The sequence below is a fragment of the Microbacterium sp. Bi98 genome (assembly GCF_918698045.1).
Lineage (GTDB): Bacteria > Actinomycetota > Actinomycetes > Actinomycetales > Microbacteriaceae > Microbacterium.
On sequence record NZ_CAKKLK010000006.1, the window covers coordinates 189,526 to 215,198 of the forward strand.

The window sequence follows — 25,673 nt, forward strand, 5'->3', positions numbered from 1 at the left end:
GCGGATGCCGCAGCATCCGCCCCCTTCGTGTCGTTCAGCAGGTGACTCAGAAGTCCCAGTCGTCGTCTTCCGTCGCCTCGGCCTTGCCGATGACGTACGACGATCCCGATCCCGAGAAGAAGTCGTGGTTCTCGTCGGCGTTCGGCGAGAGCGCGGACAGGATCGCCGGGTTCACGTTCGTGACGGTCGAGGGGAACATCGCTTCGTAGCCGAGGTTCATCAGCGCCTTGTTGGCGTTGTAGTGCAGGAACTTCTTGACGTCCTCGGTCAGGCCGACGCCGTCGTAGAGGTCCTGCGTGTACTGCACCTCGTTGTCGTAGAGCTCGAACAGCAGGTTGAAGGTGTAGTCCTTCAGCTCCTGGCGGCGCTCCTCGGTCTCCTTCTCGAGACCCTTCTGGAACTTGTAGCCGATGTAGTACCCGTGCACGGCCTCGTCACGGATGATGAGGCGGATCAGGTCGGCCGTGTTCGTGAGCTTCGCCTTCGACGACCAGTAGATCGGCAGGTAGAAGCCCGAGTAGAACAGGAACGACTCGAGCAGCGTCGAGGCGACCTTGCGCTTGAGCGGGTCGTCGCCCTGGTAGTAGTCCATGATGATCTGAGCCTTCTTCTGAAGGTTCGGGTTCTCGGTGGACCAGCGGAACGCCTCATCGATCTCCTTCGTCGACGCGAGCGTCGAGAAGATCGAGGAGTAGCTCTTCGCATGCACCGACTCCATGAACGCGATGTTCGTGTACACGGCCTCTTCGTGAGGCGTGATCGCGTCGGGGATCAGCGAGACGGCGCCGACGGTGCCCTGGATCGTGTCGAGCAGCGTCAGACCGGTGAACACGCGCATGGTGAGCAGCTGCTCATCGGGCGTGAGCGTGTTCCACGACTGGACGTCGTTCGACAGCGGCACCTTCTCCGGCAGCCAGAAGTTGTTCACCAGGCGGTTCCAGACCTCGAGGTCCTTGTCGTCCTGGATGCGGTTCCAGTTGATCGCCTGAACGCTGTCGACCAGCTTGAGCGGGGGGTGAGGAGTCATGATTCTTCGTCGTTTCTCGTGTTCAGGGCCGGATCAGAGCATGCACGAGACGCACTCGGTCATGTCGGTGCCCTCGAGCGCCATCTGACGCAGACGGATGTAGTAGATCGTCTTGATGCCCTTGCGCCATGCGTAGATCTGAGCCTTGTTGATGTCACGCGTCGTGGCGGTGTCCTTGAAGAACAGCGTCAGCGACAGGCCCTGGTCGACGTGCTGGGTGGCGGCGGCGTAGGTGTCGATGACCTTCTCGTAGCCGATCTCGTACGCGTCCTGGTAGTACTCCAGGTTGTCGTTCGTCATGAACGGCGCCGGGTAGTAGACGCGGCCGAGCTTGCCTTCCTTGCGGATCTCGATCTTCGACGCGATCGGGTGGATCGACGACGTCGAGTTGTTGATGTACGAGATCGAGCCGGTCGGGGGCACCGCCTGCAGGTTCTGGTTGTAGATGCCGTGCTCCTGGATCGACGCCTTCAGCGCCACCCAGTCCTCCTGCGTCGGGATGTGCTTGCCCGCGAAGAGCTCCTTGACCTTCTCGGTCTCGGGAACCCAGGCGCGCTCGATGTACTTGTCGAAGAACTCCCCCGACGCGTAGGTCGAGTCCTCGAAGCCGTCGAAGGCCTGCTTGCGCTCGATCGCGATGTTGTTCGAGGCGCGCAGCGCGTGGAACAGCACCGTGTAGAAGTAGATGTTCGTGAAGTCGATGCCCTCTTCGGAGCCGTAGTGCACGTGCTCGCGGGCGAGGTAGCCGTGCAGGTTCATCTGGCCGAGGCCGATCGCGTGCGAACGGTCGTTGCCGTCCTCGATCGAGCGGACCGAGCGGATGTGGCTCTGGTCGCTCACCGCGCTCAGCGCACGGATCGCGGTCTCGACCGTCTGGCCCAGGTCATCGGCATCCATCGACAGCGCGATGTTCATCGAGCCGAGGTTGCAGGAGATGTCCTTGCCGATCTGGTCGTACGACAGGTCGTCGTTGTACGTGGTCGGCGTGTTCACCTGCAGGATCTCGCTGCAGAGGTTGGACATGTTGATGCGGCCCTTGATCGGGTTGGCCTTGTTCACCGTGTCCTCGAACATGATGTACGGGTAGCCCGACTCGAACTGGATCTCGGCGATCGTCTGGAAGAACTCGCGCGCGTTGATCTTCGTCTTCTTGATGCGCGGGTCGTCGACCATCTCGCGGTACTTCTCGGTGACCGAGATGTCGCCGAAGGGGACGCCGTAGACCTTCTCGACGTCGTACGGCGAGAAGAGGTACATGTCCTCGCCGTTCTTCGCCAGCTCGAACGTGATGTCGGGCACGACGACGCCGAGCGACAGCGTCTTGATGCGGATCTTCTCGTCGGCGTTCTCACGCTTGGTGTCGAGGAAGCGCATGATGTCGGGGTGGTGTGCGTTGAGGTACACCGCGCCGGCACCCTGACGCGCACCGAGCTGGTTGGCGTAGCTGAAGCTGTCTTCGAGGAGCTTCATCACGGGGATGATGCCCGAGGACTGGTTCTCGATCTGCTTGATCGGCGCACCGGCCTCACGGATGTTCGAGAGCAGGAGCGCCACTCCGCCGCCGCGCTTGGAGAGCTGGAGGGCGGAGTTGATGCCGCGGGCGATCGACTCCATGTTGTCCTCGATGCGCAGCAGGAAGCAGCTGACGAGTTCGCCGCGCTGGGCCTTGCCCGAGTTGAGGAAGGTCGGGGTCGCGGGCTGGAAGCGGCCGGAGATGATCTCCTCGACCAGTGCGACGGCGAGCTGCTCGTCGCCGCCGGCGAGGCCGAGGGCCGTCATCACGACGCGGTCCTCGAAGCGCTCGAGGTAGCGCTTGCCGTCGAACGTCTTGAGCGTGTAGCTCGTGTAGTACTTGAAGGCGCCGAGGAACGTCTCGAAGCGGAACTTCTTGCCGTAGGCGAGGTCATTGAGCTTCTGGATGAACTCGAGCGAGTACTGCTCGATCACGGCCGGCTCGTAGTACTCCTTCTCGACGAGGTAGTCGAGGCGCTCCTTGAGCGAGTGGAAGAACACCGTGTTCTGGTTGACGTGCTGCAGGAAGTACTCGCGCGCCGCCCGCTTGTCGGCGTCGAACTGGATCTTGCCGTTCGCGTCGTACAGGTTCAGCATCGCGTTGAGGGCGTGATAGTCCAGGCCCTCGTAGGTCGGGTTCATCTTGAACGCCACCGTATCCGTCACTGAGTCGGCTCCTGCCTGCTCGTCAACTGCGGTACCCACCGTCGCTCCAATCCGTCGCTCACGCGATCTACATCGTCTTGTGTGCCGAAGATCTCGAGCCGATACAAGTGAGGCACGTTGCACTTGCGGCTGATGATGTCACCGGCGAGACAGAACGAGTCGCCGAAGTTGGTGTTGCCCGCCGAGATGACTCCGCGGATGTGACGCCGGTTGCGCTCGTCGTTGAGGAACCGGATGACCTGCTTGGGCACCGCGCCTCGTTCGACGCCGCGCCCCTCACCCCCGCCATAGGTGGGGGTGACCAGCACGAAGGGCTCGTCGACGACGAGTTCTTCCTGCTGTCGGAGAAGGGGAATGCGTCGGGCCGGGAGCCCGAGCTTCTCGACGAAGCGCGCGGTGTTACCCGAGGCGCTCGAGAAGTAGACCAGGAGCGGCGCGGCGGTCGCGACGGCGCTCATGGCGGATCACGCCAGACGCGAGGCGAGCTCGTCGATCTTGTCGGGGCGGAAGCCCGACCAATGACCCTCGTCGGTGACGACGACGGGTGCCTGCATGTAGCCGAGCGCCTTGACCTGCTCGAGCGCCGTGGCGTCCTCCGACAGGTCGAGGATCTCGTACTCGATGCCCTTGGCGTCGAGCGCGCGGTAGGTGGCGTTGCACTGAACGCAGGACGGCTTCGTGTAGACCGTGATCGACATCTTTTCGCTTCCCCTCACATCTCTGGCCTGCATCTGAATCAGGCTGTTTTCCGGTAGACCCTCACCGGGATCTCAATACTACATATAGGTACGGACATTCAGGGTGACCACTAGGGGTAGTAGTTACATACGTGTAGTTTTCCACCGCTCTCCACTGTTACAACACAGGTTCTCCACCGTTTCTTCCACAGGCACAGCCCCCTTGACAGTGCCTCCGAACCGCGAGAAATCGCGGCTGGGAACGACCTGTGAGAGATCCATCCACAGGGGGGACGATACGGCCGACCTCGGACATCGGATTTTCTGTGGAAACTCGGTTTGGGCGTGTCGCGGCGTGTCGCGGAGGAGCCGCTTGGACCCGCGTCCGCGCCTCCCGGTAGCGTTGACCCGTGGCGGGATATCGGGACCTTCTTCGCACGCCCGGAGTGGCGCGCATGATCGCTGCACAGCTGACCGCTCGCTTCCCCAACGGGATGACCTCGCTCGCGATCCTGCTGCACGTCGAGCAGCAGACCGGGTCATACGGCTCGGCGGGCCTCGTGCTCGCCGCGACGAGCGTCGGGCAGGCCGTCGCCGGCCCGATCACGAGTCGGTGGATGGGCGCCTGGGGCATGCGCCGCGTGCTCACCCTGACGCTCAGCGTCTGCGTCGTCGCCGTGCTGGGGCTCGCGCTCCTCCCCCTCAGCATCCCCGGCTACATGATCCTGGGCATGATCGCCGGTCTCTCGACCCCGCCGGTGCAGGCCGCCGTGCGCACCATCTATCCGAAGCTCGTGAACTCGAAGCAGCTCACTCCGCTGTTCTCCCTCGATGCCTCGCTGCAGGAGATCATCTGGGTCATCGCGCCCGTCGTGATCACCCTCGTCTCGACCCAGGTCGGCACCGCCGAGGGTCTCCTGCTCGTCGCCGTCGTGCTGGTGGGCGGCGGGGCGTGGTTCATCCTCTCGCCCGAGGTCGGTCGCGTGCGCATCCCCCGCAGCCGCAACGCCCTCGGCAAGGTCGTCCTCAAGCCGCCCGTGCTGCTCGCCACCGTCATCGGGTTCCTCCTCATCGGCGCCTGCTCCGCCGTCGAGGTCGGCGTCGTCGCCACGTTCGAGCACGGCAGCCTCGCCGCCGGCCTCGTGCTCGCCGTCTTCTCGGTCGGCAGCCTCGCCGGCGGACTCGCGTTCGGACACATCCCCATCGGCCCCTGGGCGATGGCCCGCCGTCTCGCGATCGTCACCGTCGGCCTGGCGCTCACCATGTTCTCCCTCAACGTGTTCTGGCTCGGCGGCACGCTGGTCCTCGCCGGCATCGGCATCGCGCCGGCCCTCGCCGTGCTGTTCGCCATCACGACCGCGAGCGTGAAGTTCAGCGAGACCGCCGAGGCGTTCGGCTGGGCGGGCACGGGACAGCTCATCGGTGCCGCGGCGGGCTCGGCGGTCGCCGGCTTCCTGGTCGACGCGACGGATCCGCGCGGCGCCTACCTCGCCGCGACGCTGTTCGCCGCAGCCGGCCTCGTCGTCTCGATCGTCTTCGTCCGCTCCTTCCCCGACCTGCGCCATCGCGACGCGAGTCCCCACCCCGACACCGAACCTCTGGCGGTCACCCCTTCATGAGCTCTGCCCCCTCCCCCGCATCCGCCGCCCCCGAGGTCGTCTGCATCGGCGAGTCCATGGGACTCGTCACCGCTCTCGGAGCCCCGCTCGCCGAGACCGAGACGGCTGCGCTCGGTCTGGCGGGAGCCGAGGGAAACGTCGCGGTCGGGCTCGTGTCGGCAGGGCACCGCGCCGCGTGGGCCTCACGCCTCGGTGACGACCCGATCGGCGTGCGCATCTCGACCGAGCTCGAGCGGCGCGGCGTCGACCTCTGGGTGACGACGGATGCGGATGCTCCCACCGGCGTCATGTTCAAGGACCCCGGCGTGGAGTCGTCGTCGGTCTACTACTACCGGCGCGGTTCGGCCGCCTCGCTGATGGCACCGGGGTTCCTCGACGCCGCCCAGCTCGCCGGCGTCCGCATCGTGCACACCACGGGCATCACCCCGGCGCTCTCGCCGTCCTGCCGCGCGATGGTCGATCAGCTGTTCGTCGACGCTCGCGCCGTCGGCGCCCTCGTGTCCTTCGACGTCAATGATCGCCGCGCACTGTGGACGATGCAGGATGCCGCCGACACCCTCGCCCGCCTCGCTGACGGCGCCGACATCGCCTTCGTCGGACGCGACGAGGCCGAGCGCATCTGGGGCACCGCGACCGCCGCCGAGATCCGCACCCGTCTGCCGCACTGCGGGCTGCTCATCGTCAAGGACGGCGACGTCGGGGCGACCGCGTTCCTCGGCGACGACGAGCCGGTGTTCGTGCCCGCTCCCCGTGTCGAGGTCGTCGAGCCGGTCGGCGCCGGAGACGCGTTCGCGGCCGGGTTCCTCGCCGCGTCCCTCGACGGCGCAGATCTGTCGGCACGGCTGTCCGCGGGCCACACCGCCGCGGCCCGCGTGCTGACGACGCACGGCGACCTGCCGCCCCTCGACTGAACTCCGCAGGCCTCACCGCCGCGAGCCGGTCGTAGGCTTGCTGCATGCTCGCACCGCTCACGCTGCCCCGCATCTCCTGGGGCGACCCGGCATCCGATCGTCGCGTTCTCCTCGTGCACGGGCTCGGCTCGTCCGCGGCTCTCATGTGGCGCGTCGGCTCCGACCTCGCCGACGCCGGATGGCATGCGACCGCCGTCGATCTGCGTGGCCACGGCGACGCCCCGCGCGCCCTCGACTACTCGGTCGCCGCCTACGCGGCAGACCTCGCCACCACGACGCCCGACGGAGGGGGACCCTGGGATGCCGTCGTCGGCCACTCGCTCGGCGGGGCCTCCAGCACGGCGGCGGCGGCATCCGCTCCCGAGTGGACGCGCCGACTCGTGCTGCTCGATCCGGCGATCCTCGTCGGCGGCCGGGATGCCGCGATCGTCCGCAGGAGCCAGGAGCGCGCCTTCGCCGACAACAGGGTGGAGCTGGTGCGGCAGGAGCATCCGCACTGGCACCCGCAGGACTGGGAGCTGAAGGTCGACGCGGTGCACCGCGCGAGCGCCTGGGCGGTCGAGCAGACGAGTGCGCAGAACACTCCGTGGGACGTCACTGCGGATGCCGCCCGGCTGACCGTTCCCACCCATGTGATCGCCTCGGATCCCGCGGTCTACAGCATCTTCACCGGCGAGGTCGCGGCCGGCGTCCTCGCCTCCAACCCCCTCGTCACGATGTCGGTCGTCGAGGGCGCCGGGCACTCGCTGCACCGCGACAAGCCCGAAGAGACCGTCCGACAGCTGAGAGAGGCACTCGCGTGAGCACCTTCGATCCGACCGCGTACCTTCCCGACGACCTTCTCGAGCGCATCCGCGAGCGGGCCCCGATCCACGACCGCGAGAACACGTTCCCCGAGCAGGACCTCGATGAGCTCCGCGACGCGGGATATCTGTCGATCCTCGTGCCCGCCGAACGCGGGGGCGCGGGGCTCGGCCTCGCCGAGGCGGCGATCCTGCAGCAGCGTCTCGCGACCGCCGCTCCCGCCACGGCGCTCGCGATCAACATGCACCTGGTGTGGACCGGCGTCGCGAAGGTCTTCTCCGACCGCGGCGTGCCGGGTCTCGAGTTCGTGCAGGACGGCGCGGTCGCGGGCGAGGTCTTCGCCTTCGGAATCAGCGAGGGCGGCAACGACCTGGTGCTGTTCGGCAGCGACACCGAGGCCGCGCCTACCGCCGACGGAGGCTACGCGTTCACCGGCACCAAGATCTTCACCTCGCTCGCGCCCGTATGGACGAGGCTCGGGCTGCACGGCCTCGACACGACGAGCGCCGACGCTCCGAAGCTGGTCTTCGCCTTCGTCGACCGCACCGACGCGGTCGTCACGGGCGACGACTGGGACACCCTCGGCATGCGGGGCACCCAGAGCCGCACGACGCGTCTCGACGGAGCCGTGGCGGATGCCGCGCACGTGGTGCGTCGCATCGATCCGGGCCCGAACCCCGACCCCATCGTCTTCGGGATCTTCTCCGTCTTCGAGATCCTGCTCGCCTCCGTCTACACGGGCATCGCACGCCGTGCCCTCGACCTGGCGGTGCTCACCGCGCAGATGCGCCGTTCGAAGAAGACGGGTGCGACGTACAGCCAGGATCCCGACATCCGCTGGCGCATCGCCGACATGGGCCTCGCGTACGACGCGCTCCCGCCGCAGATCGCGGTGCTCGCCCGCGATGTCGATGAGAGGGTCGACAACGGCGCTCGGTGGTTCACGCTGCTGTCGGGCGTCAAGCACCGGGCGATCACGATGTCGAAGCACGTCGTCGATCAGGCGATGCTCGTCGCCGGCGGCGGCTCGTACTTCTCGTCGAACGAGCTGTCGCGTCTCTACCGGGACGTCCTCGCGGGCGCATTCCATCCCTCCGATCCCGAATCGGCGCACTCCACCGCGGCGAGCGCCTGGCTCGGACCCCTCGAGGCATAAGCGCGATATTCTGCGGTTTCACCCCTGAGACTCTGCCGATTCTGCGGAATCAGTTGAAGACCGGCCGCTGCGGTGCGAGGATCGCATCATGGCGTCCTCGAAGAAGCACCCCCCACTGGACGATGTCGCGAAGACGATCATCGAACTGCTGCAGGAGGACGGGCGACGCTCGTACTCCGACATCGGGCGAGAGGTGGGGCTCAGCGAAGCCGCCGTCCGCCAGCGCGTGCAGCGGCTCACCGAGTCCGGCGTGATGCAGATCGTCGCAGTGACCGATCCGATGCAGCTCGGCTTCCCCCGGCAGGCCATGATCGGCGTCCGCGTCTCGGGCGACACGAGGGTCGTGGCCGAGGCCATCGCCGAGATCGCCGCCATCGACTACGTCGTCATCACCGTGGGCTCGTTCGACATCCTCGCCGAGGTCGTCTGCGAGGACGACGAGGACCTCCTCGCCCTCATCAACGATCACATCCGCCCGATCGACGGGGTCCTGTCGACCGAGACCTTCATCTACGCCAAGCTGCAGAAGCAGCTCTACAACTGGGGGACCAGATGAGCACGCAACGCCCGACACCGTCCGAGCCCGAACTCCAGGCCATGGCCAAGGACCACCTGTGGATGCACTTCACACGGCAGTCCACGATGGAGAAGAGCGGCGTCCCGATCATCGTCAAGGGCGACGGTCACCGCATCTGGGACTCGAAGGGCAAGGAGTACTTCGACGGCCTCGCCGGACTCTTCGTCGTCAACGCCGGCCACGGCCGCCGTCGGCTCGCCGAGGCCGCGGCGAAGCAGGCTTCCGAGCTGTCGTTCTTCCCGCTGTGGTCGTATGCGCACCCGGCGGCCATCGAGCTCGCCGATCGACTCGCGGCCGAGGCGCCCGGCGACCTGAACCGCGTGTTCTTCTCGACGGGCGGCGGCGAGGCGGTCGAGACCGCGTTCAAGCTCGCGAAGCACTACTGGAAGCTGATGGGCAAGCCCACCAAGCACAAGGTCATCTCGCGATCGGTCGCCTATCACGGCACCCCTCAGGGCGCACTGGCCATCACCGGCATCCCGGCGATGAAGTCCATGTTCGAGCCCGTCACCCCGGGTGGGTTCCGCGTGCCGAACACCAACTTCTACCGCGCGGCCGAGATGGGCGGCCCGAGCGACGACCTCGAGGCCTTCGGCCGCTGGGCCGCCGACCGCATCGAGGAGATGATCCTGTTCGAGGGCGCCGACACGGTCGCCGCGGTCTTCCTCGAGCCGGTGCAGAACTCGGGCGGATGCTTCCCGCCTCCTCCCGGATACTTCGCCAGGGTGCGCGAGATCTGCGACCGCCACGACGTGCTGCTCGTGTCGGACGAGGTCATCTGCGCGTTCGGTCGCCTGGGCCACACCTTCGCGTGCACGGGCCTCGGCTACGTGCCCGACATGATCACGTGCGCCAAGGGCATGACGAGCGGCTATTCGCCCATCGGCGCGACCGTCATCAGCGACCGGATCTACGAGCCGTTCTCGAAGGGCGACGTGTCGTTCCCGCACGGCTACACGTTCGGCGGGCATCCGGTCTCGGCGGCCGTGGCCCTCGAGAACCTCGCGATCTTCGACGAGGAGGGGCTCAACGAGCACGTGCGCGAGAACTCGCCCCTGTTCCGCGCCGAGCTCGAGAAGCTCCTCGACATCCCGATCGTGGGCGATGTGCGCGGAGACGGCTACTTCTTCGGCATCGAGCTCGTGAAGGACAAGGCGACGCGGGAGACCTTCGACGACGACGAGTCCGAGCGGCTGCTGCGCGGCTTCCTCTCCCCCGCCCTGTTCGAGGCCGGGCTCTACTGCCGTGCCGACGACCGCGGCGATCCCGTGATCCAGCTCGCACCGCCGCTGACGGTGGGCCCCGCGGAGTTCCGTCAGATCGAGCAGATCCTGCGGAGCGTGCTCACCGACGCCCAGTCGGTGCTCTGACTCAGTCGGTCACCACGGTGCGCCGCCTCGCGAGGAGCGCGAGGTGGAGCGCCGCGATCGTCTCGCCGTCGTCGAGGTCGGCACCGAGCAGATCGCCGATCAGCGTGAGGCGCTGATAGAACACCGACCGCGACAGGTGACTCGCGGCGGCCGCCGCCGAGCGGTTGCCCGGGTGTGCGACGAGAGCCGCGAGCACTGCGAGCAGGTCGCCGCGACGCTCGCGGTCGTGACGGATCAGCGGCGCCAGCATCCGCTCACTGTGCTCGTGCAGCCGGTGATCGTCGCGCAGGGTGGCGACGAGCCTCTCGAGCGGGCGATCGTCGACCCGCCGCACTCTGGCCCCCGCCTCGGCGCGGTCGCTGTCGGCGAGGTCGCGCGCGGCGCGCAGCGAGCCGAGCAGTCCGACGACGTCATCGGCGACCGGGCCGACGAACACCGCGCGGTCGGGACCGGCGATGCGCAGCACGACCTCGTCGGACAGCACTGCGGATGCCGGAAGCGAGAGCAGAGCGACGTCGTCGCCCTCGACCCTGGCCGCCATGACGGCGAACCCCGCCTGCCGTGCGCGATACGCGAGCTCGCTGATCGACGCCGACCCTCGGGCGACGATCCCGTGGCACTGCCGGTCGGCGAGGGCGAAACCGCCGGCACGCAGCCGCGCGTCGATGTCGTCGGCCCTCGCGAAGCGCGCCCCCAGCAGGTCATCGATCACCGTGCGCTGCGCGAGCAGCGACCATTCGGTGTCGCCGCCGTCGGCGATGCAGCCGAACGCGAGGGCCGTCGCCCCCTGTTCGAGCACCGTGACCCGCCCGGCGGGGTGAGCCGGTCCCGGCTGGGCGAGCAGCGTGCCCCAGCGCACTCCCCGCGCCTGCACCGGCACCCGCTCGGCGTCGCCACGCGAGCTCAGGACGTCGGCGATCGGAGAGTCGAGCCCCTCGGCCGCGATCACCTCACCCGCGAGGTTCTCCAGGATCACCGGTGCGCGCAGCGCCCGCGCGGTCTCGGACACCACGACATCGGCCGGCGCGCCCTGCAGGCTCAGCGCGGTGAAGAGCTCGTGCAGGTGCTGCCGCTCGTGCAGCGCGTGCGTCTGCGCGGCGATGAGTGCGTGATGCACCGCCTCGGTCACCGCGACGAACTTGACCTCTCGGGTCAACGCGATGAGCGCCAGTCCGGCCGTCGCACACAGGTCGACCAGCGGCTGGGGAACCGCCTCCCGGGCTGTGCCGAGCTCGAGCACGATGCCGGCGATGCCCGCGCGGTGCAGGCTGGTCGCGAAGTCCCGCAGCTGCTCGACGTCGCTCGGCCACCCGGCGCCCGTGGTCAGCAGCAGTTCGCCGCCGTCGAGAAGCCGCGCGACGTCCGGGCTGTCGGAGACATGCACCCACCGCACGGCGACATCGAGAGCGGCGCCGCCCACGAGCACCGACGGGCCGCCCTGCTGCACGGCGGGCTCGGAGAGCACGTCGGAGACGCTGAGAAACGTACTGCCGTCCGGACGTTCTGTCCGACCCAGCTCGAAGTCGCTACGTTCTGACACCTGTTCGCCCTCTCGTGCTCTGTGATTATGGGAGAGAACCCAGCGTATCGCTGCTCGGTCAGAGTGTTCGATACCGATCACGCAGCACGAAGGAGCCCCGTGGACATCGTCCGTCACCTCATCAATGGAGCAGAGACCGCCGACGCGGCGCGCACGGGACAGGTCTTCGACCCGGCCACCGGTCAGGTGTCGAAGCAGGTCGCCTTCGCGTCGACCGCCGAGGTCGACCAGGCCATCGCCGCCGCGGCATCCGCTCTGCCCGCCTGGCGCGAGACGAGCCTCATCAAGCGCGCCGACGTCTTCTTCCGCCTGCGTCAGCTGCTCAAGGAGCGCACGCCCGAGCTCGCGGCGATCGTCACCTCGGAGCACGGCAAGGTGCTCTCGGACGCCGCCGGCGAGGTCTCGCGCGGCATCGAGAACGTCGAGTTCGCCGCCGGCCTCGTGCACCTGCTCAAGGGAGAGCGCAGCGAGCAGGTCTCGCGCGGCGTCGACGTGCACTCGGTCAAGCAGCCCGTCGGGGTCGTCGCGGCGATCACGCCGTTCAACTTCCCCGTCATGGTGCCGCTGTGGATGGTCGCTTCGGCGATCGCCTGCGGCAACACGGTCGTGCTCAAGCCGAGCGAGAAGGACCCGTCGGCGGCCATCTGGATCGCGAAGCTCTTCCAGGAGGCAGGACTGCCCGACGGCGTGCTCAATGTCGTGAACGGCGACAAGGAGGCCGTCGACGCGCTGCTCGAGTCGCCGCGGGTGAACGCGATCAGCTTCGTCGGATCGACCCCGATCGCCCGGTCCATCTACCAGCGGGCGGCGAACGCGGGCAAGCGCGTGCAGGCTCTGGGCGGCGCGAAGAACCACATGGTCGTGATGCCGGATGCCGACATCGACGCCGCGGCCGACGCCGCGGTCTCGGCCGCATACGGCTCGGCCGGCGAGCGCTGCATGGCCGTCTCGGTGCTGGTCGCGGTGGGAGACATCGCCGACGACCTCGTCGCAGCGATCGCCTCGCGCATCGACGGACTCACGATCGGCGCGGGCACGGACGCCGCGAGCGAGATGGGCCCGCTCATCACCCGCGAGCACCGCGACCGCGTCGCCTCCTACGTGACCGGCGCCACCGCGGAGGGTGCGACCGTCGTGGTCGACGGCACGACGAAGGAGTTCGACTCCGACGGCTTCTTCATCGGGGTCAGCCTCATCGATCGGGTCGCTCCCGGCATGAACGTGTACGACGACGAGATCTTCGGCCCGGTGCTCTCGGTCGTGCGCGTCGAGACCTATGCCGAGGCCGTCGAGCTCGTCAACGCGAACGCGTACGGCAACGGCACCGCGATCTTCACCCGCGACGGCGGCACCGCCCGTCAGTACGAGTTCGACATCGAGGTCGGCATGGTCGGCGTCAACGTGCCGATCCCCGTGCCGATCGGCGCCTACTCGTTCGGCGGCTGGAAGGACTCGCTCTTCGGCGACTCGCACATCTACGGACCCGAGTCGGTGCACTTCTACACTCGGTCGAAGGTGGTCACGACGCGCTGGCCCGACCACACTCCCTCGCAGATCGACCTGGGCTTCCCGAGCAACCACTGAGCCCCCGAGCAGACACTGAGAACCGAGACACGAGACATGACGAACTTCATCGATCGCCACGGCGCATCGCATCCGCTCCCCGCCCCCGAGGCCGAGGCGCAGGTGCGGGCGGACGACCGCGGCCACGTCTTCCACTCCTGGAGCGCCCAGGGACTCATCGATCCGCTGCCCGTCGCCGCGGGTGAGGGCTCGACGTTCTGGGACTACGCCGGCAACGCCTACCTCGACTTCTCGAGCCAGCTGGTGAACCTCAACCTGGGGCACCAGCATCCCGACCTCGTGGCCGCGATCCAGCAGCAGGCGGGTCGCCTCTCGACCATCCAGCCGGCGATGGCCAACGACGTGCGGGGCGAGCTCGCCCGACTCATCGTCGAGGTCGCGCCCGAGGGCTTCGAGAAGGTCTTCTTCACCAACGGCGGCGCCGAGGCCAACGAGTACGCCGTGCGCATGGCGCGCCAGTCGACGGGCCGCCACAAGGTGCTGTCGATGTACCGCAGCTATCACGGGTCGACCTCCACGGCGATCTCGCTGACGGGTGACCCTCGCCGGTGGGCGAACGGCACACCGGATTCCGGAGCCGTGCGCTTCTTCGGGCCCTACCTCTACCGCTCGCCGTTCCACGCCGAGACGCCGGAGCAGGAGTCGGAGCGCGCCCTCGCCCACCTCGAGCAGACCATCCAGCTCGAAGGACCCTCGACGATCGCGGCGATCATCATCGAGACCGTCGTCGGCACGAACGGCGTGCTCGTGCCGCCGCCCAGCTACCTGCAGGGCGTGCGCGAGCTGTGCGACCGCTACGGCATCGTCTACATCGCGGACGAGGTCATGGTCGGCTTCGGCCGCCTCGGCGAGTGGTTCGGCATCGACGCGTACGACGGGCGTCCCGACCTGATCACCTTCGCGAAAGGCGTGAACTCCGGGTACGTGCCGCTCGGCGGCGTCGTCATCTCCGCGCGCATCGCGAAGGCCTTCGACACCACGCCGTTCGCCGGAGGGCTCACGTACTCCGGGCATCCGCTCGCGTGCGCCGCGGGCGTCGCGACCTTCGAGGTGTTCCGCCGCGACGGCATCCTCGAGCGGGTGCGCGACCTCGGCGAGCGCATCGTCGAGCCGACCCTGCGCCGCTGGGTCGACACCCACCCGAGCGTCGGAGAGGTACGCGGCCGCGGGCTCTTCTGGGCCGTCGAGCTGGTGCGCGACAAGGAGACGCGCGAGCCGCTCGTGCCGTTCAACGCGAGCGGAGTGGATGCCGCGCCCGTCGCCGCCTTCGCCGCCGCCGCCAAGAAGGCGGGTGTCTGGCCGTTCACGCACTTCAACCGCATGCACGTGGCACCGCCGCTCGTGATCGGCGAGGACGATCTCGTGCGCGGTCTGGCCGTGCTCGACGAGGCTCTCGCCGTGGCCGACGAGGCAGCCACGAGCTGACAGTGCCGTGAGGCGCAGCCGCTGCTGCGCGGGTTCAGATCAGGAATCCGCGCAGCAGCGCTTCGGAACCGGCGAGGTGATCGCGCATCGCCGCCTCGGCGACGTCGGGCCGCCCGGCGAGGATCGCCGTCACGATCTGCTCATGCTGCTCACCCGAGTGCTGGATGTTGCGCGGCATCAGCGGGAACGTGTCGAGCCACGCATTGACGTCGGCCCGGTTCTCGGCGACCAGCGCGACGAGCGAGGGGATGCCGGCCGCCTCCGCGATCGCGAGGTGCAGCAGCGTGTCGAGACGCCGATACTCCTCGGGCCCGGCGGGCAGCGCGGCCTCATGTCGCGCCCACAGGTCGGCGCGGGTCGCGGCATCCAGCGCCCGGCTCGCCGCAGCCCGCACCGCTCCCGTCTCGAGCACCCGCCGCAGCCCCAGCACATCGTCGATCTCGTCCGCCGTGACCTCCCCGGCGTCCGAGGGCTGGGGCAGCGGATCGGCGATGAACGTGCCGCCGTACCGCCCCCGCTTGGGCACCAGGTATCCGGTGTCGGCGAGTTCGCGGATCGCCTCGCGCACGGTGTCGCGACTGACGCCGAACGAGGCGGCGAGCTCTCGTTCCGGCGGCAGCGACTCCCCCGGGGCGACGACGCCGAGGCGGATGGTCTGCACGAGGCGAGCCACCGCATCCTCGAGGGCGTTGCCTCGGCGAAGCGGCCGGTAGACCGCCCGGCGCACCTCGACGAGATCGCCGTCGGAAGGGTGCTCGCTCATGCTTTCACCTTGTCACAGTGACATGGTCCCGCTTCACAGCGGGGTGACGTAGGCGTTCGTGATGCCGCCGTCGACCACGAAGGCGCTGGCGGTGATGAACGATGAGTCGTCCGAGGCGAGGAAGGCCACAGCGGCGGCCAGCTCGGACGGCTCGGCGAAGCGCCCCATCGGCACGTGCACGAGTCGTCGCTGCGCGCGCTCGGGATCCTTGGCGAACAGCTCCTGCAGCAGCGGCGTGTTCACCGGCCCGGGGCACAGCGCGTTCACCCGCACGCCCTGTCGCGCGAACTGCACGCCGAGCTCGCGCGACATCGCCAGCACGCCGCCCTTCGACGCGGTGTAGCTGATCTGCGAGGTCGCCGACCCCAGCAGGGCGACGAACGACGCGGTGTTGATGATCGATCCGCGACCCGCCGGCACCATGTGGCGCAGTGCCGCACGGCTGCACAGGTACACGCTCTTCAGGTTCACGTCCTGCACGCGATCCCAGGCCGGCAGCTCGGTCGTCTCGATCGAGTCGTCGTCGGCGGGCGAGATGCCGGCGTTGTTGAAGGCGATGTCGATACGGCCGAACTCCGCGGCGACGCCGTCGAAGAGCGTGTTCACCATGGTCTCGTCGGCCACGTCGACGGGACGGAACGCACCGCCCACCTCGGCCGCCGCCTTCTCGCCCGTGGCGGGGTCGACGTCGGCGATGACGACGAACGCGCCTTCGGCCGCGAAGCGCTGAGCGGTGGCGAAGCCGATCCCGCTCGCCCCTCCGGTGATGATCGCGACGCGGTCCTTGAGGCGCTGGGTCAGATCGATGGTCATGTGTGCTCTCCGTTGCAGGTGGGGATGGTCGGGCCGGGTGTCGCTGGTCAGGATTCGTCTGTCGCGAAGAAGACGTTCTTGGTCTCGGTGAAGTGCTCTGCGGCGTCGGGACCGAGCTCGCGCCCGAGTCCGGATGCCTTCATGCCGCCGAACGGCGTCGCGTAGCGCACCGACGAGTGCGAGTTCACCGAGAGCACGCCGCTCTGCACGCCGCGCGAGACGCGCACGGCCCGTCCGAGGCTCTCGGTCCAGATCGACCCGGCGAGACCGTAGGCGGTGTCGTTCGCCAGGCGGATCGCATCGGCCTCGTCCTCGAACGGCATCACCGCGACGACCGGGCCGAACACCTCCTGCTGGGCGATCCGGTCGGACGGGTCGGCGAGCACCACGGCGGGCGCGAACCAGAATCCGTCGCCGCTCGGAGCGCTGCCGCGGAACGCGATGTTCGCGTCGTCGAGGAACCCCGACACGGTGTCGCGATGCGCGGCCGAGATGAGCGGCCCCATGTCGGTGTCGGCACTCGACGGGTCGCCCACACGCCACGCCCTGACCGCGGGTTCGAGCATCTCGAGGAACCGGTCGTACACCGATCGCTGCACGAGCAGCCGGCTGCGGGCGCAGCAGTCCTGGCCCGCGTTGTCGAACACCGAGCCGGGCACCGCGGCGACGGCCTTCTCGAGGTCGGCGTCGGCGAAGACGATGTTGGCGCTCTTGCCGCCGAGCTCGAGCGTCACGGGCTTGAGCGCGCGTGCGCATCCGGCGGCGACCTCGATGCCGACCTCGGTCGACCCGGTGAACACGACCTTGCGGACGTCGGGGTGCTCGACGAGACGCTGCCCCACCACGGATCCCGACCCGGTGACCACCTCGAACAGCCCTTCGGGAAGGCCCGCCTCGAGGGCGAGCTCGCCGAGTCGGATGGCTGTCAACGGCGTGAGTTCGGCGGGCTTCAGGACGACGGCGTTGCCTGCGGCGAGCGCCGGCGCGAACGCCCACGCGGCGATCGTCATCGGGAAGTTCCACGGCACGATCACCCCGACGACTCCGTACGGGTCGTGGAAGGTGACATCGAGCCCGCCCGCCACCGGGATCTGACGGCCCGACAGCCGCTCGGGGTCGGCCGAGTAGTAGTTGAGCACCTGAGCGACATGGCCCGCCTCCCAGCGGGCCGAGCCGATCGGATGCCCGGAGTTCCGCACCTCGAGCTGTGCGAGCTCCTCCGTGGCCGCCTCGACCGCACGAGCGAAGGACCGCAGCGCGTCAGCCCGCGCGACCGGGGCGAGCGCGGCCCATCGGCGCTGCGCTGCGACCGCGCGGGCGATCGCGGCATCCGTCTCTGCGATGTCGGCGCGCGCGACCTCGCGGATCGCGGCACCGGTCGACGGGTTGATGACTGTGAACGCGCTCATCGGGCGTCCTCCTTCCGCCCTGCGGCGAACGCACGGGCCTGTGAGACGAGATCGGTGAAGAGCCGCCGATCCTCGGCGTTCTCCTCGGGGTGCCATTGGACGCCGACGATGTGGCCGGCTGACGTGTCGACGAAGGCCTGCACGAGGCCGTCGTCCGAATGCGCGGCGGCGACGAGCCCCTCGCCGAGACGGTCGACCCCCTGGTGGTGGTAGCTGTGCACCCGCATCTCGGTCTCGCCGATGATGTCGGCGAGGGGTGTGTCGGTCGACACCGCGACGTCGTTCTCGGCGAAGACACCGCCGCCGATGCGGTACTTCTCGGTGCCGAGCGACTCGGGCAGGTGCTGCTGCAGGGTTCCGCCGCGGGCGACGTTGACGAGCTGCAGACCGCGGCAGATGGCGAGCACCGGGATGCCACGACGCTCGGCCGCCTGGAAGAGCGCGAGCTCCCACGCGTCGCGGTCGACCCTCGCGGGGTCGGTGAGCGGATGCCGGTCCTCGCCGTACAGCTCGGGCGCGACATCCGCCCCGCCGGAGAGCACGAGGCCGTGCATGCCCGAGATCGCCGCATCTGCAGCATCCGGATCCTGGGGCGGGAGAAGAAGGGCGATGCCGCCGGAGGAGGTCACGCTTGTGAGGTACTGCTCCGGCAGGAACGCGGCCCTGACATCCCACACCCCCTGCTGCGCGCGCTCGAGATAGGTCGTGACGCCGATCAGCGGCGCGGGGTCAGAGGCGCTCGAAGCCACGGATGCGCTCCCAGTCGGTGACGGCCGCGTCGTAGGCTTCCACCTCGATGCGGGCCTGGTTCAGATAGTGCTCGACCACGTCGTCGCCGAACGCCGCCCGCGCGATGGTCGATTCGCTGAACAGCTTCGCCGCCTCGCGCAGGGTGGTCGGCAGGTGGTCGACCGCATCCTCGTAGGCGTTGCCGGTGAAGCGCTCGGGCAGCGGCAGTTCGTTCTCGATGCCGTGCAGACCGCCCGCGATGATCGCCGAGATCGCGAGGTACGGGTTCACATCTCCGCCCGGCACCCGGTTCTCGACCCGCAGCCCCGATCCATGGCCGACTATCCGCAGAGCGCAGGTGCGGTTGTCGATGCCCCATGCCACACCGGTCGGCGCGAAGCTGCCCTTCGCGAAACGCTTGTACGAGTTGATGTTGGGCGCGAGCAGCAGGGTGAATTCGCGCAGAGTGGCGAGGATGCCGGCGATCCAGTGCTCCATCACGGGACTGAAGCCGTGCTCGCCGTCGCCTGCCATCACCGGGGCACCCGACTCGTCGCGCAGCGACAGGTGGATGTGGCAGCTGTTGCCCTCCCGCTCGTTGAACTTGGCCATGAACGTGAGCGCCTTGCCGTGCTGCTCGGCGATCTCCTTCGCGCCGTTCTTGTAGATCGCGTGCTGGTCGGCGGTCTCCCGCACCTCCGCATAGCGGAACGCGATCTCCTGCTGACCGAAGTTGCACTCGCCCTTCACGCCCTCGCAGTACAGGCCCGCGCCGTCCATGCTGTTGCGGATGTCACGCAGCAGCGGCTCCATGCGGGTCGAGGCGAGCAGGTTGTAGTCGACGTTGTAGTCGGTCGCGGGTGTCAGCCCGTCGTACTTGCGCGCCCAGGCGTCGCGGTAGGTGTTGTCGAAGACGATGAACTCGAGCTCGGTGCCCGAGTACGCGGTCCAGCCCCGCTCGGCGAGGCGGTCGCGCTGGCGATCGAGGATCGCCCGGGGCGAGGGCCCGACGGGTTCGCCGTTCTGCCACACGAGATCGGACATGACCAGCGCGGTGCCCTCGAGCCACGGGATGTTGCGCAGGGTCTCGACGTCGGGCTTCAGCACCATGTCTCCGTAGCCGCGGTCCCACCCCGACATCGCATAGCCGTCGACGGTGTTCATGTCGACGTCGACCGACAGCAGGTAGTCGCAGGCCTCGGCCCCGTGAGCCAGGATGTCCTCCTGGAACAGCCGCGCCGACACGCGTTTGCCGACCAGTCGCCCCTGCGCATCCGCGAAGGCCACGATCACCGTGTCGATCTCACCGGCGGCGATGCCGGCATCCAGCTGTTCGATGCTCAGGTTGCCCGACATCTGACGCTCCGTTCTCGTGCGGTGAAGCGATCGGCCGACCGGCTTCGCCCTCAGAGTAGATCAACTCGTCGTCTAAAGGTAGACGAAACCACCATTGACTGTCACAATCATCCGCAAGGTGCACCCGGCGCCTGCACGCATGCGAACGGAGAGCGGATGTCCCAGCAGAGCAATGAATCCCGCAAGGTCGCCGGAGCGACCTATACACGTGCCGGGAGTGACTACTTCGAGAAACGGACGCTGAAGAGGTCGGCCGGCGTCTGGGGCCTGTGGGGTCTGGCGGTCGCCGCGGTGATCTCGGGCGACTTCTCCGGCTGGAACTTCGGCATCGACTTCGCGGGTTTCGGCGGGATGCTGATCGCGTTCGCCATCCTCGTGGCGATGTACTACGGCATGATCTTCGCGATCGGCGAGATGGCGGCCGCGATGCCGCATACCGGCGGCGCGTACTCCTTCGCCCGCTCGGCCATGGGTCCGTGGGGCGGTCTCGTCACCGGAGCCGCCGAGACCATCGAGTACGTCGCGACCACGGCGGTGATCGTCTACTTCTCGGCGTCGTATGCCAACGGCATCACGAGCGAGCTGCTCGGCCTCGAACTGCCGGGCTGGGTCTGGTACCTCATCCTCTACGTCGTCTTCATCGCCCTGAACTCCGCGGGCGCCGCCATCTCGTTCCGCTTCGCGATCGTCGTCTCCGTGATCTCCATCGGCATCATCCTGGTGTTCTCCGCCATGGCGATCTTCTCCGGCGCGTTCTCGTGGGATGCCCTGTGGGACATCGTCCCCGACGAGGGCCAGACCGCGTTCCTTCCGCACGGCGTCCTGCCGATCCTGTTCGCGCTGCCGTTCGCGATGTGGTTCTTCCTCGGCATCGAGGAGCTCCCGCTCGCGGCCGAGGAGTCGCACAACCCGACCCGCGACATCCCGAAGGCAGGATTCTGGGCCCGCGGCACCCTGATCGTCACCGGACTCCTGGTGCTGTTCCTGAACACCGGCGTGATCGGCGCCGAGGCCACCGGCACCGCCGGTGAGCCGCTGCTCGACGGCTTCCGCGCGATCGTCGGCGACCAGCTCGCCGCCGTGCTCGCGCTGTTCGCCCTCATCGGCCTGCTCGCGTCGCTGCAGGGAATCATGTTCGCCTACGGACGCAACATGTACTCACTGTCCCGCGCCGGCTACTACCCCCGCTTCCTCTCGCTCACCGGAAAGCGGCAGACCCCGTGGGTCGCGCTCACTGTCGGCGCGGCGGTCGGCTTCGTCGCGCTGATCGTGCTCGACGTGCTCACGGCCGTCGACTCGGAGGGTGCCGGAACGGTCGCCGGCGCGATCGTGCTGAACATCGCCGTCTGGGGAGCCGTCGTCGCCTATGGGCTGCAGCTCGTGTCGTTCATCATCCTGCGCAAGAAGTTCCCGAACGTCGACCGTCCGTACGTCAGCCCGTGGGGCATCCCCGGCGCGGTGATCGCCCTGGTGATCGCGGCACTGATCTTCGTGGGCTTCCTGCTCAACCCGACGTTCGGCCCGGCGATCATCGCGATCGCGATCGTCTACGCGATCATCCTGCTCGGATTCGGCCTGTTCTTCCGACACCGCCTCGTGCTCTCGCCCGAAGAGGAGTACGCGCTGTCAGGCGGTTCGCACGGCGACCCGCAGGCCGAGGGCTACGACGCCATGGAGGGCGAGGTGTTCGGCGGCGGACGCTGACGCGGAGCGGAGGAGCGCGGCGCTACTTGCGGTCGAAGTCGAACGCCTTGAGCAGCTCGTCGACGGCCTTGTCGCGCTCCTCCCCGCCCTCGTCGAACATGTGCGTCACGTGCGTGCGCAGATGGTTCTCGAGCAGCAGGCGGTTGAGGGACTCGAGCGAGCGCTGGATCGCGCGGGACTGCGTGATGATGTCCATGCAGTACTCCTCGCTCTCGATCATCCGCGCGACTCCGCGCATCTGACCCTCGAGGATGCTGGTGCGGTGCAGCGCACGCTTCTTGATGTCTTCGATCACGATTCGAGGGTACTCGGATCCTGCCTCGGTCAGCCCGAGAACGGGTTGAGGACAGCGAGTCCCGGGATGTCGAAGTCTCTCTCGTTGCGGGTGACCAGCGTCAGTCCGTGGTGCAGCGCGGTGGCCGCGATGAGCGAGTCGCCGAGCGGACGCCGGTTCGGCACTTGGATGGCTGCGGTGATCTGAGCGATCGCCTGCGTCACCTCGAGAGCGGGGTGCACCAGTCCGCTTCTGACCGAATCCAGCCACCGTTCCAGAGACGCGGCGGCGACGGCATCCCGTCGCCGCGCCAGGAGGACGCCGCGCTCGAGTTCGAGCCCGGTGATCACGCTGATGTGAATGGACTCCCGAGCCGTCGCGCCGAACCACCGCGCCACGCCGAGGTCGGGCCTGGGCCGACGGATCTCCGAGATCACGTTCGTGTCGACCAGGAACGGTGTCACAGGTCGATCTCTCGTCCGAAGTCACGCGATCTGTCGGCGGCGATCTCGTCCATGATCTGACCGAAGACGTCATCGGGATCCGCCCCCTCAGGGAGGGGCCGGACGACGTCCAGGAAGGATCGCGTGTCCTCCGTCAGAGCGGCGGGCCGGAGGCGTTCGTACTCTCCGATGCTCAGCAGTACGTAGGCGGGCTCGCCACGTCTCGTGATCATCACGGGCTGCCCGTCGGCGACGCGCTGAGCGCGCGCGACGGACTGGTTGAACTCTCGAGCGGTCATGGTGAACACGATGGACCCCGTTTCGAACTGTAGTGAGAGTACTACACAGCGTGGACTCGGTGAAGGGCGAACGGACCGGACGCTGCAAGCCGACCTCAGCGAGGACTCCCCGTGAAAGGATGACGTCATGCCGCGAACCCCGATGGCGCTCCTGTCGCCCGCAGACCAGGTACGACTTCGCGCTCTTCGCCGCATGAAGGCGGTGGCTCTCGGAGCGCTGATCTTCATGGCGGTCGTGTTCGTGATCGCGTTCGCCTTCCAGGAGCGACAGCCGTGGTTGGCCTACGTCCGCGCCGCCGCTGAAGGTGGCATGGTGGGTGCTCTCGCCGACTGGTTCGCCGTGACCGCGCTCTTCCGTCGGCCGCTGGGGCTGCCCATTCCGCACACCGCGATCATCCCGAACCGCAAAGACGAGATCGGCCGCACGCTGGGCGAGTTCGTCGAGACGAACTTCCTCGAGGCGAGCGTCGTGCGCACCAAGCTCGCGAGCACGGCGATCGCGAAGCGCGCCGGTGAATGGCTGCGTGAGCCCGCCCACGCCGACCGCGTGGCGGCCGAGGGGGCGACGATCGCGACCGCCGTCCTGAACGCTCTCAGCGACGACGACGTGCGCGACCTCATCACCGACCTCGCCCGCGAGCACCTCGTCTCTCCCGAGTGGGGACCGCCCGCCGGCGCCTGGCTCGAGAAGATCGTCGAGGCCGATGCGCATCACGGGGCGGTCGACCTCGCCGCCGACAGCATCGCCCGCTGGCTGGATGCGAACGCCGAGTCGTTCTCGGGACTCATCTCGCGCAGGCTCCCGGGATGGGTGCCGAAGCTCGCCCACCGATTCGTCGACGACACCGCCTACAACGAGGCGGTCAAGTTCGTCCGCGCCGTGCAGGCCGACCCGAAGCATCCGGCACGCATCGCCGTCGACGGCTACCTCGCCCGCCTCGCCGACAGCCTGCAGAACGACCCCGCGACGAGGGCCAAGCTCGAGAACGCCAAGGCGTCGCTGTTCGACAGCCCCCGCGTGGGCGCCCTCGCCGCCGAGGCCTGGGACACGGCGAAGAACGGACTTCTCACCGCCCTCGCCGACCCCGACAGCGGTCTGCGTGTGCGGGCAGCACAGGCTCTGCAGGAGATCGGCGACAGGCTCACGACGGATGCCGCGCTGCAGCACCGCGTCGACACGTGGGTGTCGGATGCCGCGGTGTTCCTCGTCGACCGCTACCGCCACGACATCGCGTCGATCATCACCGACACCGTCGAGCGGTGGGACCCGGTCGAGACGACCGAGAAGATCGAGCTCATGGTCGGCCGCGACCTGCAGTACATCCGTCTGAACGGCACGTTCGTCGGCGCGCTCGCGGGCCTGGCGATCTTCACGATCGCGCACCTGCTGATCCCCGGGGTCTGAGCACTGAGCAGGGTTGACGGCATCGCACCCTCCGGGTGAGGGCCTGTGGAGGGGCGGCCGCGCCACTGCTAGCGTGCACTTCAATCGCGCAGGTCGCACGGGAACCCCTCTGGCATGCCGGCATCCCTCGAAGGAGGAGTCATGGACTCGCTGCTCTCCGCGAACCTGGTCTGGTCGGTGCTCGCGATCGCGGCGTTCTGCATCAACGTGCTCGCGCTGATCTACATCCCGCGCGATCGCAAGCCCACCGCGGCGATGGCCTGGCTGCTGCTCGTGTTCCTGCTTCCTTTCATCGGCATCGCGCTCTACCTGCTGATCGGAGACTTCCGGCTGCCGAAGAAGCGCCGTGACGAGCAGCAGCGCATCACGGCGATGATCGCCGAGCGCGCCCTCGACCTTCCGGATGCCGAGGCTCCGCGGTGGCTGCAGCGTGTCGCGCAGCAGAATCACGCCCTCACCGGCCTGCCGATGGTCGGTGCCTCGTCGGCGCAACTGATCGACGACTACCAGGCATCGATCGACGCGATGGTCGCAGCCATCGACTCCGCCGAGCGATACGTGCACGTGGAGTTCTACATCGCGGCGCGCGACGAGACGACCCGGGGCTTCTTCGACGCGATGGAGAGGGCCGTCGCCCGCGGGGTGACGGTGCGCCTGCTGGCCGACTACATCGCCTCGCGCAAGATCCCGAAGTCGGAGGAGACCTTCGCGGAGCTCGACCGGGTCGGCGTGACGTGGGCATGGATGCTGCCGGTTCGCCCGCTCAAGGGCGAGTACCAGCGCCCCGATCTGCGCAACCACCGCAAACTCGTCGTCGTCGACGGCCGCGTCGGCTTCGTCGGCTCGCAGAATCTCATCTCCCGCGACTACAACTCCGAGAAGAACATCAGACGCGGCCTCATGTGGCAGGAGCTGGTGTCCCGCGTCGACGGACCGGTCGTCGCCCAGGTCGATGCGGTGTTCCTGTCGGACTGGCTCATCGAGACCGGCGAGGATCTGTCCGCGGTCGAACGCGTACCGGCCACCGCGGTTCCCGCACCTCCACCCGCCGATCTGCACTGCCAGATGGTGCCGAGCGGGCCGGCATACGGCACCGAGAACAACCTGCGGATGTTCCTCTCGCTCATCCACGGCGCGACCGAGAAGGTCATCCTGACGAGCCCGTACTTCGCGCCCGACGAGGCGATGATCTATGCCATCACCACGGCATGCCAGCGCGGACTCGACGTGCAGCTGTTCGTATCGGAGCTCGGCGACCAGGCGATGGTCTATCACGCACAGCGGTCGTACTACGAGACGCTGCTGCGAGCCGGAGTGCGCATCTTCCTCTACCCCCCCCGTACATCCTGCACGCCAAGCACTTCTCGATCGACGACGACATCGCCGTGATCGGCTCGAGCAACATGGACATCCGCTCCTTCAGCCTCAACTCCGAGATGTCGCTGCTGGTGCGGGGCGGGTCCTTCGTCGCGCAGATGCGCCAGGTCGAGCAGAAGTACCGCGCCGCCGGGCGGGAGCTGACACTCGACGAATGGCTGCGCGAGCCTGCGAAGTCGACCTTCCTCGACGGCCTGTTCCGGCTGACGTCGGCGCTGAACTGAGTGGCGCTC

23 protein-coding genes and 1 pseudogene are annotated in these 25,673 nt (G+C 68.2%); 11 read left to right on the forward strand and 13 right to left on the reverse strand.

Annotated features, from left to right (window positions below; genetic code table 11):
* Positions 1-46 precede the first annotated feature (46 nt).
* The 4 genes from nrdF to nrdH are packed head-to-tail and all read right to left on the reverse strand — an operon-like array spanning position 47 to position 3,903.
* Entirely contained in the window at positions 47-1,027 is a 981-nt protein-coding gene (gene nrdF, locus LQZ85_RS11535) for a class 1b ribonucleoside-diphosphate reductase subunit beta (RefSeq protein WP_056279164.1), read from the reverse strand.
* Positions 1,028-1,060: 33 nt separating this feature from the next.
* A complete protein-coding gene (nrdE, locus tag LQZ85_RS11540; protein ID WP_056280194.1) occupies positions 1,061-3,181 on the reverse strand; it encodes a class 1b ribonucleoside-diphosphate reductase subunit alpha in 2,121 nt (706 codons plus the stop codon).
* A 20-nt stretch (positions 3,182-3,201) separates the two neighbouring features.
* Positions 3,202-3,663: a class Ib ribonucleoside-diphosphate reductase assembly flavoprotein NrdI gene (gene nrdI / locus LQZ85_RS11545; protein WP_053097788.1), complete on the reverse strand. Its 462-nt coding sequence runs from the start codon at positions 3,661-3,663 to the stop codon at positions 3,202-3,204.
* A 6-nt stretch (positions 3,664-3,669) separates the two neighbouring features.
* Positions 3,670-3,903: a glutaredoxin-like protein NrdH gene (nrdH, locus tag LQZ85_RS11550; RefSeq protein ID WP_042537838.1), complete on the reverse strand. Its 234-nt coding sequence runs from the start codon at positions 3,901-3,903 to the stop codon at positions 3,670-3,672.
* Positions 3,904-4,292: 389 nt separating this feature from the next.
* Here nrdH and LQZ85_RS11555 point away from each other — a divergent pair, with 389 nt between their 5' ends.
* From LQZ85_RS11555 to LQZ85_RS11580, 6 genes are all read left to right on the forward strand, one after another.
* The gene (locus tag LQZ85_RS11555) at positions 4,293-5,501 is read left to right on the forward strand and encodes an MFS transporter (RefSeq protein ID WP_187250725.1); all 1,209 of its coding nucleotides are present in this window, start codon (positions 4,293-4,295) and stop codon (positions 5,499-5,501) included.
* Positions 5,498-6,412 (forward strand): sugar kinase, encoded by a 915-nt coding sequence (locus LQZ85_RS11560; RefSeq protein WP_056279160.1) that lies wholly within the window; start codon positions 5,498-5,500, stop codon positions 6,410-6,412. The genes LQZ85_RS11555 and LQZ85_RS11560 overlap by 4 nt, the downstream gene beginning before the upstream one ends.
* A 44-nt stretch (positions 6,413-6,456) precedes the next feature.
* Complete coding sequence (locus LQZ85_RS11565; protein WP_056279158.1) at positions 6,457-7,215, forward strand: alpha/beta hydrolase; 759 nt, start codon at positions 6,457-6,459, stop codon at positions 7,213-7,215.
* Positions 7,212-8,372, forward strand: a complete 1,161-nt coding sequence (locus LQZ85_RS11570; RefSeq protein ID WP_053097792.1) for an acyl-CoA dehydrogenase family protein — start codon at positions 7,212-7,214, stop codon at positions 8,370-8,372. Before LQZ85_RS11565 ends, LQZ85_RS11570 begins: the two co-directional genes overlap by 4 nt.
* An 88-nt stretch (positions 8,373-8,460) precedes the next feature.
* Positions 8,461-8,928 (forward strand): Lrp/AsnC family transcriptional regulator, encoded by a 468-nt coding sequence (locus tag LQZ85_RS11575; protein WP_053097793.1) that lies wholly within the window; start codon positions 8,461-8,463, stop codon positions 8,926-8,928.
* The gene (locus tag LQZ85_RS11580) at positions 8,925-10,319 is read left to right on the forward strand and encodes an aspartate aminotransferase family protein (protein WP_056279156.1); all 1,395 of its coding nucleotides are present in this window, start codon (positions 8,925-8,927) and stop codon (positions 10,317-10,319) included. The genes LQZ85_RS11575 and LQZ85_RS11580 overlap by 4 nt, the downstream gene beginning before the upstream one ends.
* A gap of 1 nt (position 10,320) precedes the next feature.
* Here LQZ85_RS11580 and LQZ85_RS11585 read toward each other — a convergent pair whose 3' ends face one another.
* The gene (locus LQZ85_RS11585) at positions 10,321-11,784 is read right to left on the reverse strand and encodes a PucR family transcriptional regulator ligand-binding domain-containing protein (protein WP_230100901.1); all 1,464 of its coding nucleotides are present in this window, start codon (positions 11,782-11,784) and stop codon (positions 10,321-10,323) included.
* A gap of 174 nt (positions 11,785-11,958) precedes the next feature.
* Between LQZ85_RS11585 and LQZ85_RS11590 the strand changes: the two genes are divergently transcribed.
* A complete protein-coding gene (locus LQZ85_RS11590; RefSeq protein ID WP_230100902.1) occupies positions 11,959-13,443 on the forward strand; it encodes a CoA-acylating methylmalonate-semialdehyde dehydrogenase in 1,485 nt (494 codons plus the stop codon).
* Between the two features lie 36 nt (positions 13,444-13,479).
* Positions 13,480-14,868 (forward strand): aspartate aminotransferase family protein, encoded by a 1,389-nt coding sequence (locus LQZ85_RS11595; RefSeq protein ID WP_056279151.1) that lies wholly within the window; start codon positions 13,480-13,482, stop codon positions 14,866-14,868.
* Between the two features lie 34 nt (positions 14,869-14,902).
* Here the strand turns inward: LQZ85_RS11595 and LQZ85_RS11600 are convergent, their stop codons facing one another.
* The 5 genes from LQZ85_RS11600 to LQZ85_RS11620 are packed head-to-tail and all read right to left on the reverse strand — an operon-like array spanning position 14,903 to position 19,938.
* Positions 14,903-15,631, reverse strand: a complete 729-nt coding sequence (locus tag LQZ85_RS11600) for a GntR family transcriptional regulator (protein ID WP_053097799.1) — start codon at positions 15,629-15,631, stop codon at positions 14,903-14,905.
* Positions 15,632-15,664: 33 nt separating this feature from the next.
* On the reverse strand, positions 15,665-16,444 hold the full coding sequence (locus LQZ85_RS11605; protein ID WP_053097800.1) for a 3-oxoacyl-ACP reductase: 780 nt from the start codon (positions 16,442-16,444) through the stop codon (positions 15,665-15,667).
* A 47-nt stretch (positions 16,445-16,491) separates the two neighbouring features.
* The gene (locus LQZ85_RS11610) at positions 16,492-17,853 is read right to left on the reverse strand and encodes an aldehyde dehydrogenase family protein (RefSeq protein WP_056279149.1); all 1,362 of its coding nucleotides are present in this window, start codon (positions 17,851-17,853) and stop codon (positions 16,492-16,494) included.
* A complete protein-coding gene (locus LQZ85_RS11615; protein WP_056279147.1) occupies positions 17,850-18,602 on the reverse strand; it encodes a gamma-glutamyl-gamma-aminobutyrate hydrolase family protein in 753 nt (250 codons plus the stop codon). The genes LQZ85_RS11610 and LQZ85_RS11615 overlap by 4 nt, the downstream gene beginning before the upstream one ends.
* Positions 18,583-19,938: a glutamine synthetase family protein gene (locus tag LQZ85_RS11620; RefSeq protein WP_056279145.1), complete on the reverse strand. Its 1,356-nt coding sequence runs from the start codon at positions 19,936-19,938 to the stop codon at positions 18,583-18,585. Before LQZ85_RS11620 ends, LQZ85_RS11615 begins: the two co-directional genes overlap by 20 nt.
* Before the next feature lie 156 nt (positions 19,939-20,094).
* On the opposite strand from LQZ85_RS11620, the gene LQZ85_RS11625 reads away from it, so the two are divergent.
* Positions 20,095-21,642 (forward strand): amino acid permease, encoded by a 1,548-nt coding sequence (locus LQZ85_RS11625; RefSeq protein WP_053097808.1) that lies wholly within the window; start codon positions 20,095-20,097, stop codon positions 21,640-21,642.
* Positions 21,643-21,664: 22 nt separating this feature from the next.
* On the opposite strand, the gene LQZ85_RS11630 is transcribed toward LQZ85_RS11625, so the two are convergent.
* The 3 genes from LQZ85_RS11630 to LQZ85_RS11640 are packed head-to-tail and all read right to left on the reverse strand — an operon-like array spanning position 21,665 to position 22,658.
* Positions 21,665-21,937, reverse strand: coding sequence for a metal-sensitive transcriptional regulator (locus LQZ85_RS11630; RefSeq protein WP_053097810.1), 273 nt, complete (start codon positions 21,935-21,937; stop codon positions 21,665-21,667).
* Positions 21,938-21,966: 29 nt separating this feature from the next.
* On the reverse strand, positions 21,967-22,380 hold the full coding sequence (locus tag LQZ85_RS11635; protein WP_056279143.1) for a type II toxin-antitoxin system VapC family toxin: 414 nt from the start codon (positions 22,378-22,380) through the stop codon (positions 21,967-21,969).
* Positions 22,377-22,658 carry a type II toxin-antitoxin system prevent-host-death family antitoxin gene (locus LQZ85_RS11640; RefSeq protein ID WP_053099257.1) on the reverse strand — a complete coding sequence of 94 codons (282 nt, stop codon included), beginning with the start codon at positions 22,656-22,658 and terminating at the stop codon, positions 22,377-22,379. The genes LQZ85_RS11635 and LQZ85_RS11640 overlap by 4 nt, the downstream gene beginning before the upstream one ends.
* Before the next feature lie 127 nt (positions 22,659-22,785).
* Here LQZ85_RS11640 and LQZ85_RS11645 point away from each other — a divergent pair, with 127 nt between their 5' ends.
* Together LQZ85_RS11645 and cls are read left to right on the forward strand one after the other, a co-directional pair.
* Complete coding sequence (locus tag LQZ85_RS11645; protein WP_056279141.1) at positions 22,786-24,063, forward strand: DUF445 family protein; 1,278 nt, start codon at positions 22,786-22,788, stop codon at positions 24,061-24,063.
* 141 nt (positions 24,064-24,204) lie between these two features.
* A pseudogene (cls, locus tag LQZ85_RS11650) lies at positions 24,205-25,664 on the forward strand (cardiolipin synthase).
* Positions 25,665-25,673: the final 9 nt, after the last annotated feature.

Coding starts and splice junctions, on each gene's coding strand:
- nrdF (WP_056279164.1), bottom strand. CDS start 1,027: ATGACTCCTCACCCCCCGCTCAAGCTGGTCGACAGCGTTCAGGCGATC.
- nrdE (WP_056280194.1), bottom strand. CDS start 3,181: ATGAACCCGACCTACGAGGGCCTGGACTATCACGCCCTCAACGCGATG.
- nrdI (WP_053097788.1), bottom strand. CDS start 3,663: ATGAGCGCCGTCGCGACCGCCGCGCCGCTCCTGGTCTACTTCTCGAGC.
- nrdH (WP_042537838.1), bottom strand. CDS start 3,903: ATGTCGATCACGGTCTACACGAAGCCGTCCTGCGTTCAGTGCAACGCC.
- LQZ85_RS11560 (WP_056279160.1), top strand. CDS start 5,498: ATGAGCTCTGCCCCCTCCCCCGCATCCGCCGCCCCCGAGGTCGTCTGC.
- LQZ85_RS11565 (WP_056279158.1), top strand. CDS start 6,457: ATGCTCGCACCGCTCACGCTGCCCCGCATCTCCTGGGGCGACCCGGCA.
- LQZ85_RS11575 (WP_053097793.1), top strand. CDS start 8,461: ATGGCGTCCTCGAAGAAGCACCCCCCACTGGACGATGTCGCGAAGACG.
- LQZ85_RS11580 (WP_056279156.1), top strand. CDS start 8,925: ATGAGCACGCAACGCCCGACACCGTCCGAGCCCGAACTCCAGGCCATG.
- LQZ85_RS11595 (WP_056279151.1), top strand. CDS start 13,480: ATGACGAACTTCATCGATCGCCACGGCGCATCGCATCCGCTCCCCGCC.
- LQZ85_RS11600 (WP_053097799.1), bottom strand. CDS start 15,631: ATGAGCGAGCACCCTTCCGACGGCGATCTCGTCGAGGTGCGCCGGGCG.
- LQZ85_RS11605 (WP_053097800.1), bottom strand. CDS start 16,444: ATGACCATCGATCTGACCCAGCGCCTCAAGGACCGCGTCGCGATCATC.
- LQZ85_RS11610 (WP_056279149.1), bottom strand. CDS start 17,853: ATGAGCGCGTTCACAGTCATCAACCCGTCGACCGGTGCCGCGATCCGC.
- LQZ85_RS11620 (WP_056279145.1), bottom strand. CDS start 19,938: ATGTCGGGCAACCTGAGCATCGAACAGCTGGATGCCGGCATCGCCGCC.
- LQZ85_RS11625 (WP_053097808.1), top strand. CDS start 20,095: ATGTCCCAGCAGAGCAATGAATCCCGCAAGGTCGCCGGAGCGACCTAT.
- LQZ85_RS11640 (WP_053099257.1), bottom strand. CDS start 22,658: ATGACCGCTCGAGAGTTCAACCAGTCCGTCGCGCGCGCTCAGCGCGTC.
- LQZ85_RS11645 (WP_056279141.1), top strand. CDS start 22,786: ATGCCGCGAACCCCGATGGCGCTCCTGTCGCCCGCAGACCAGGTACGA.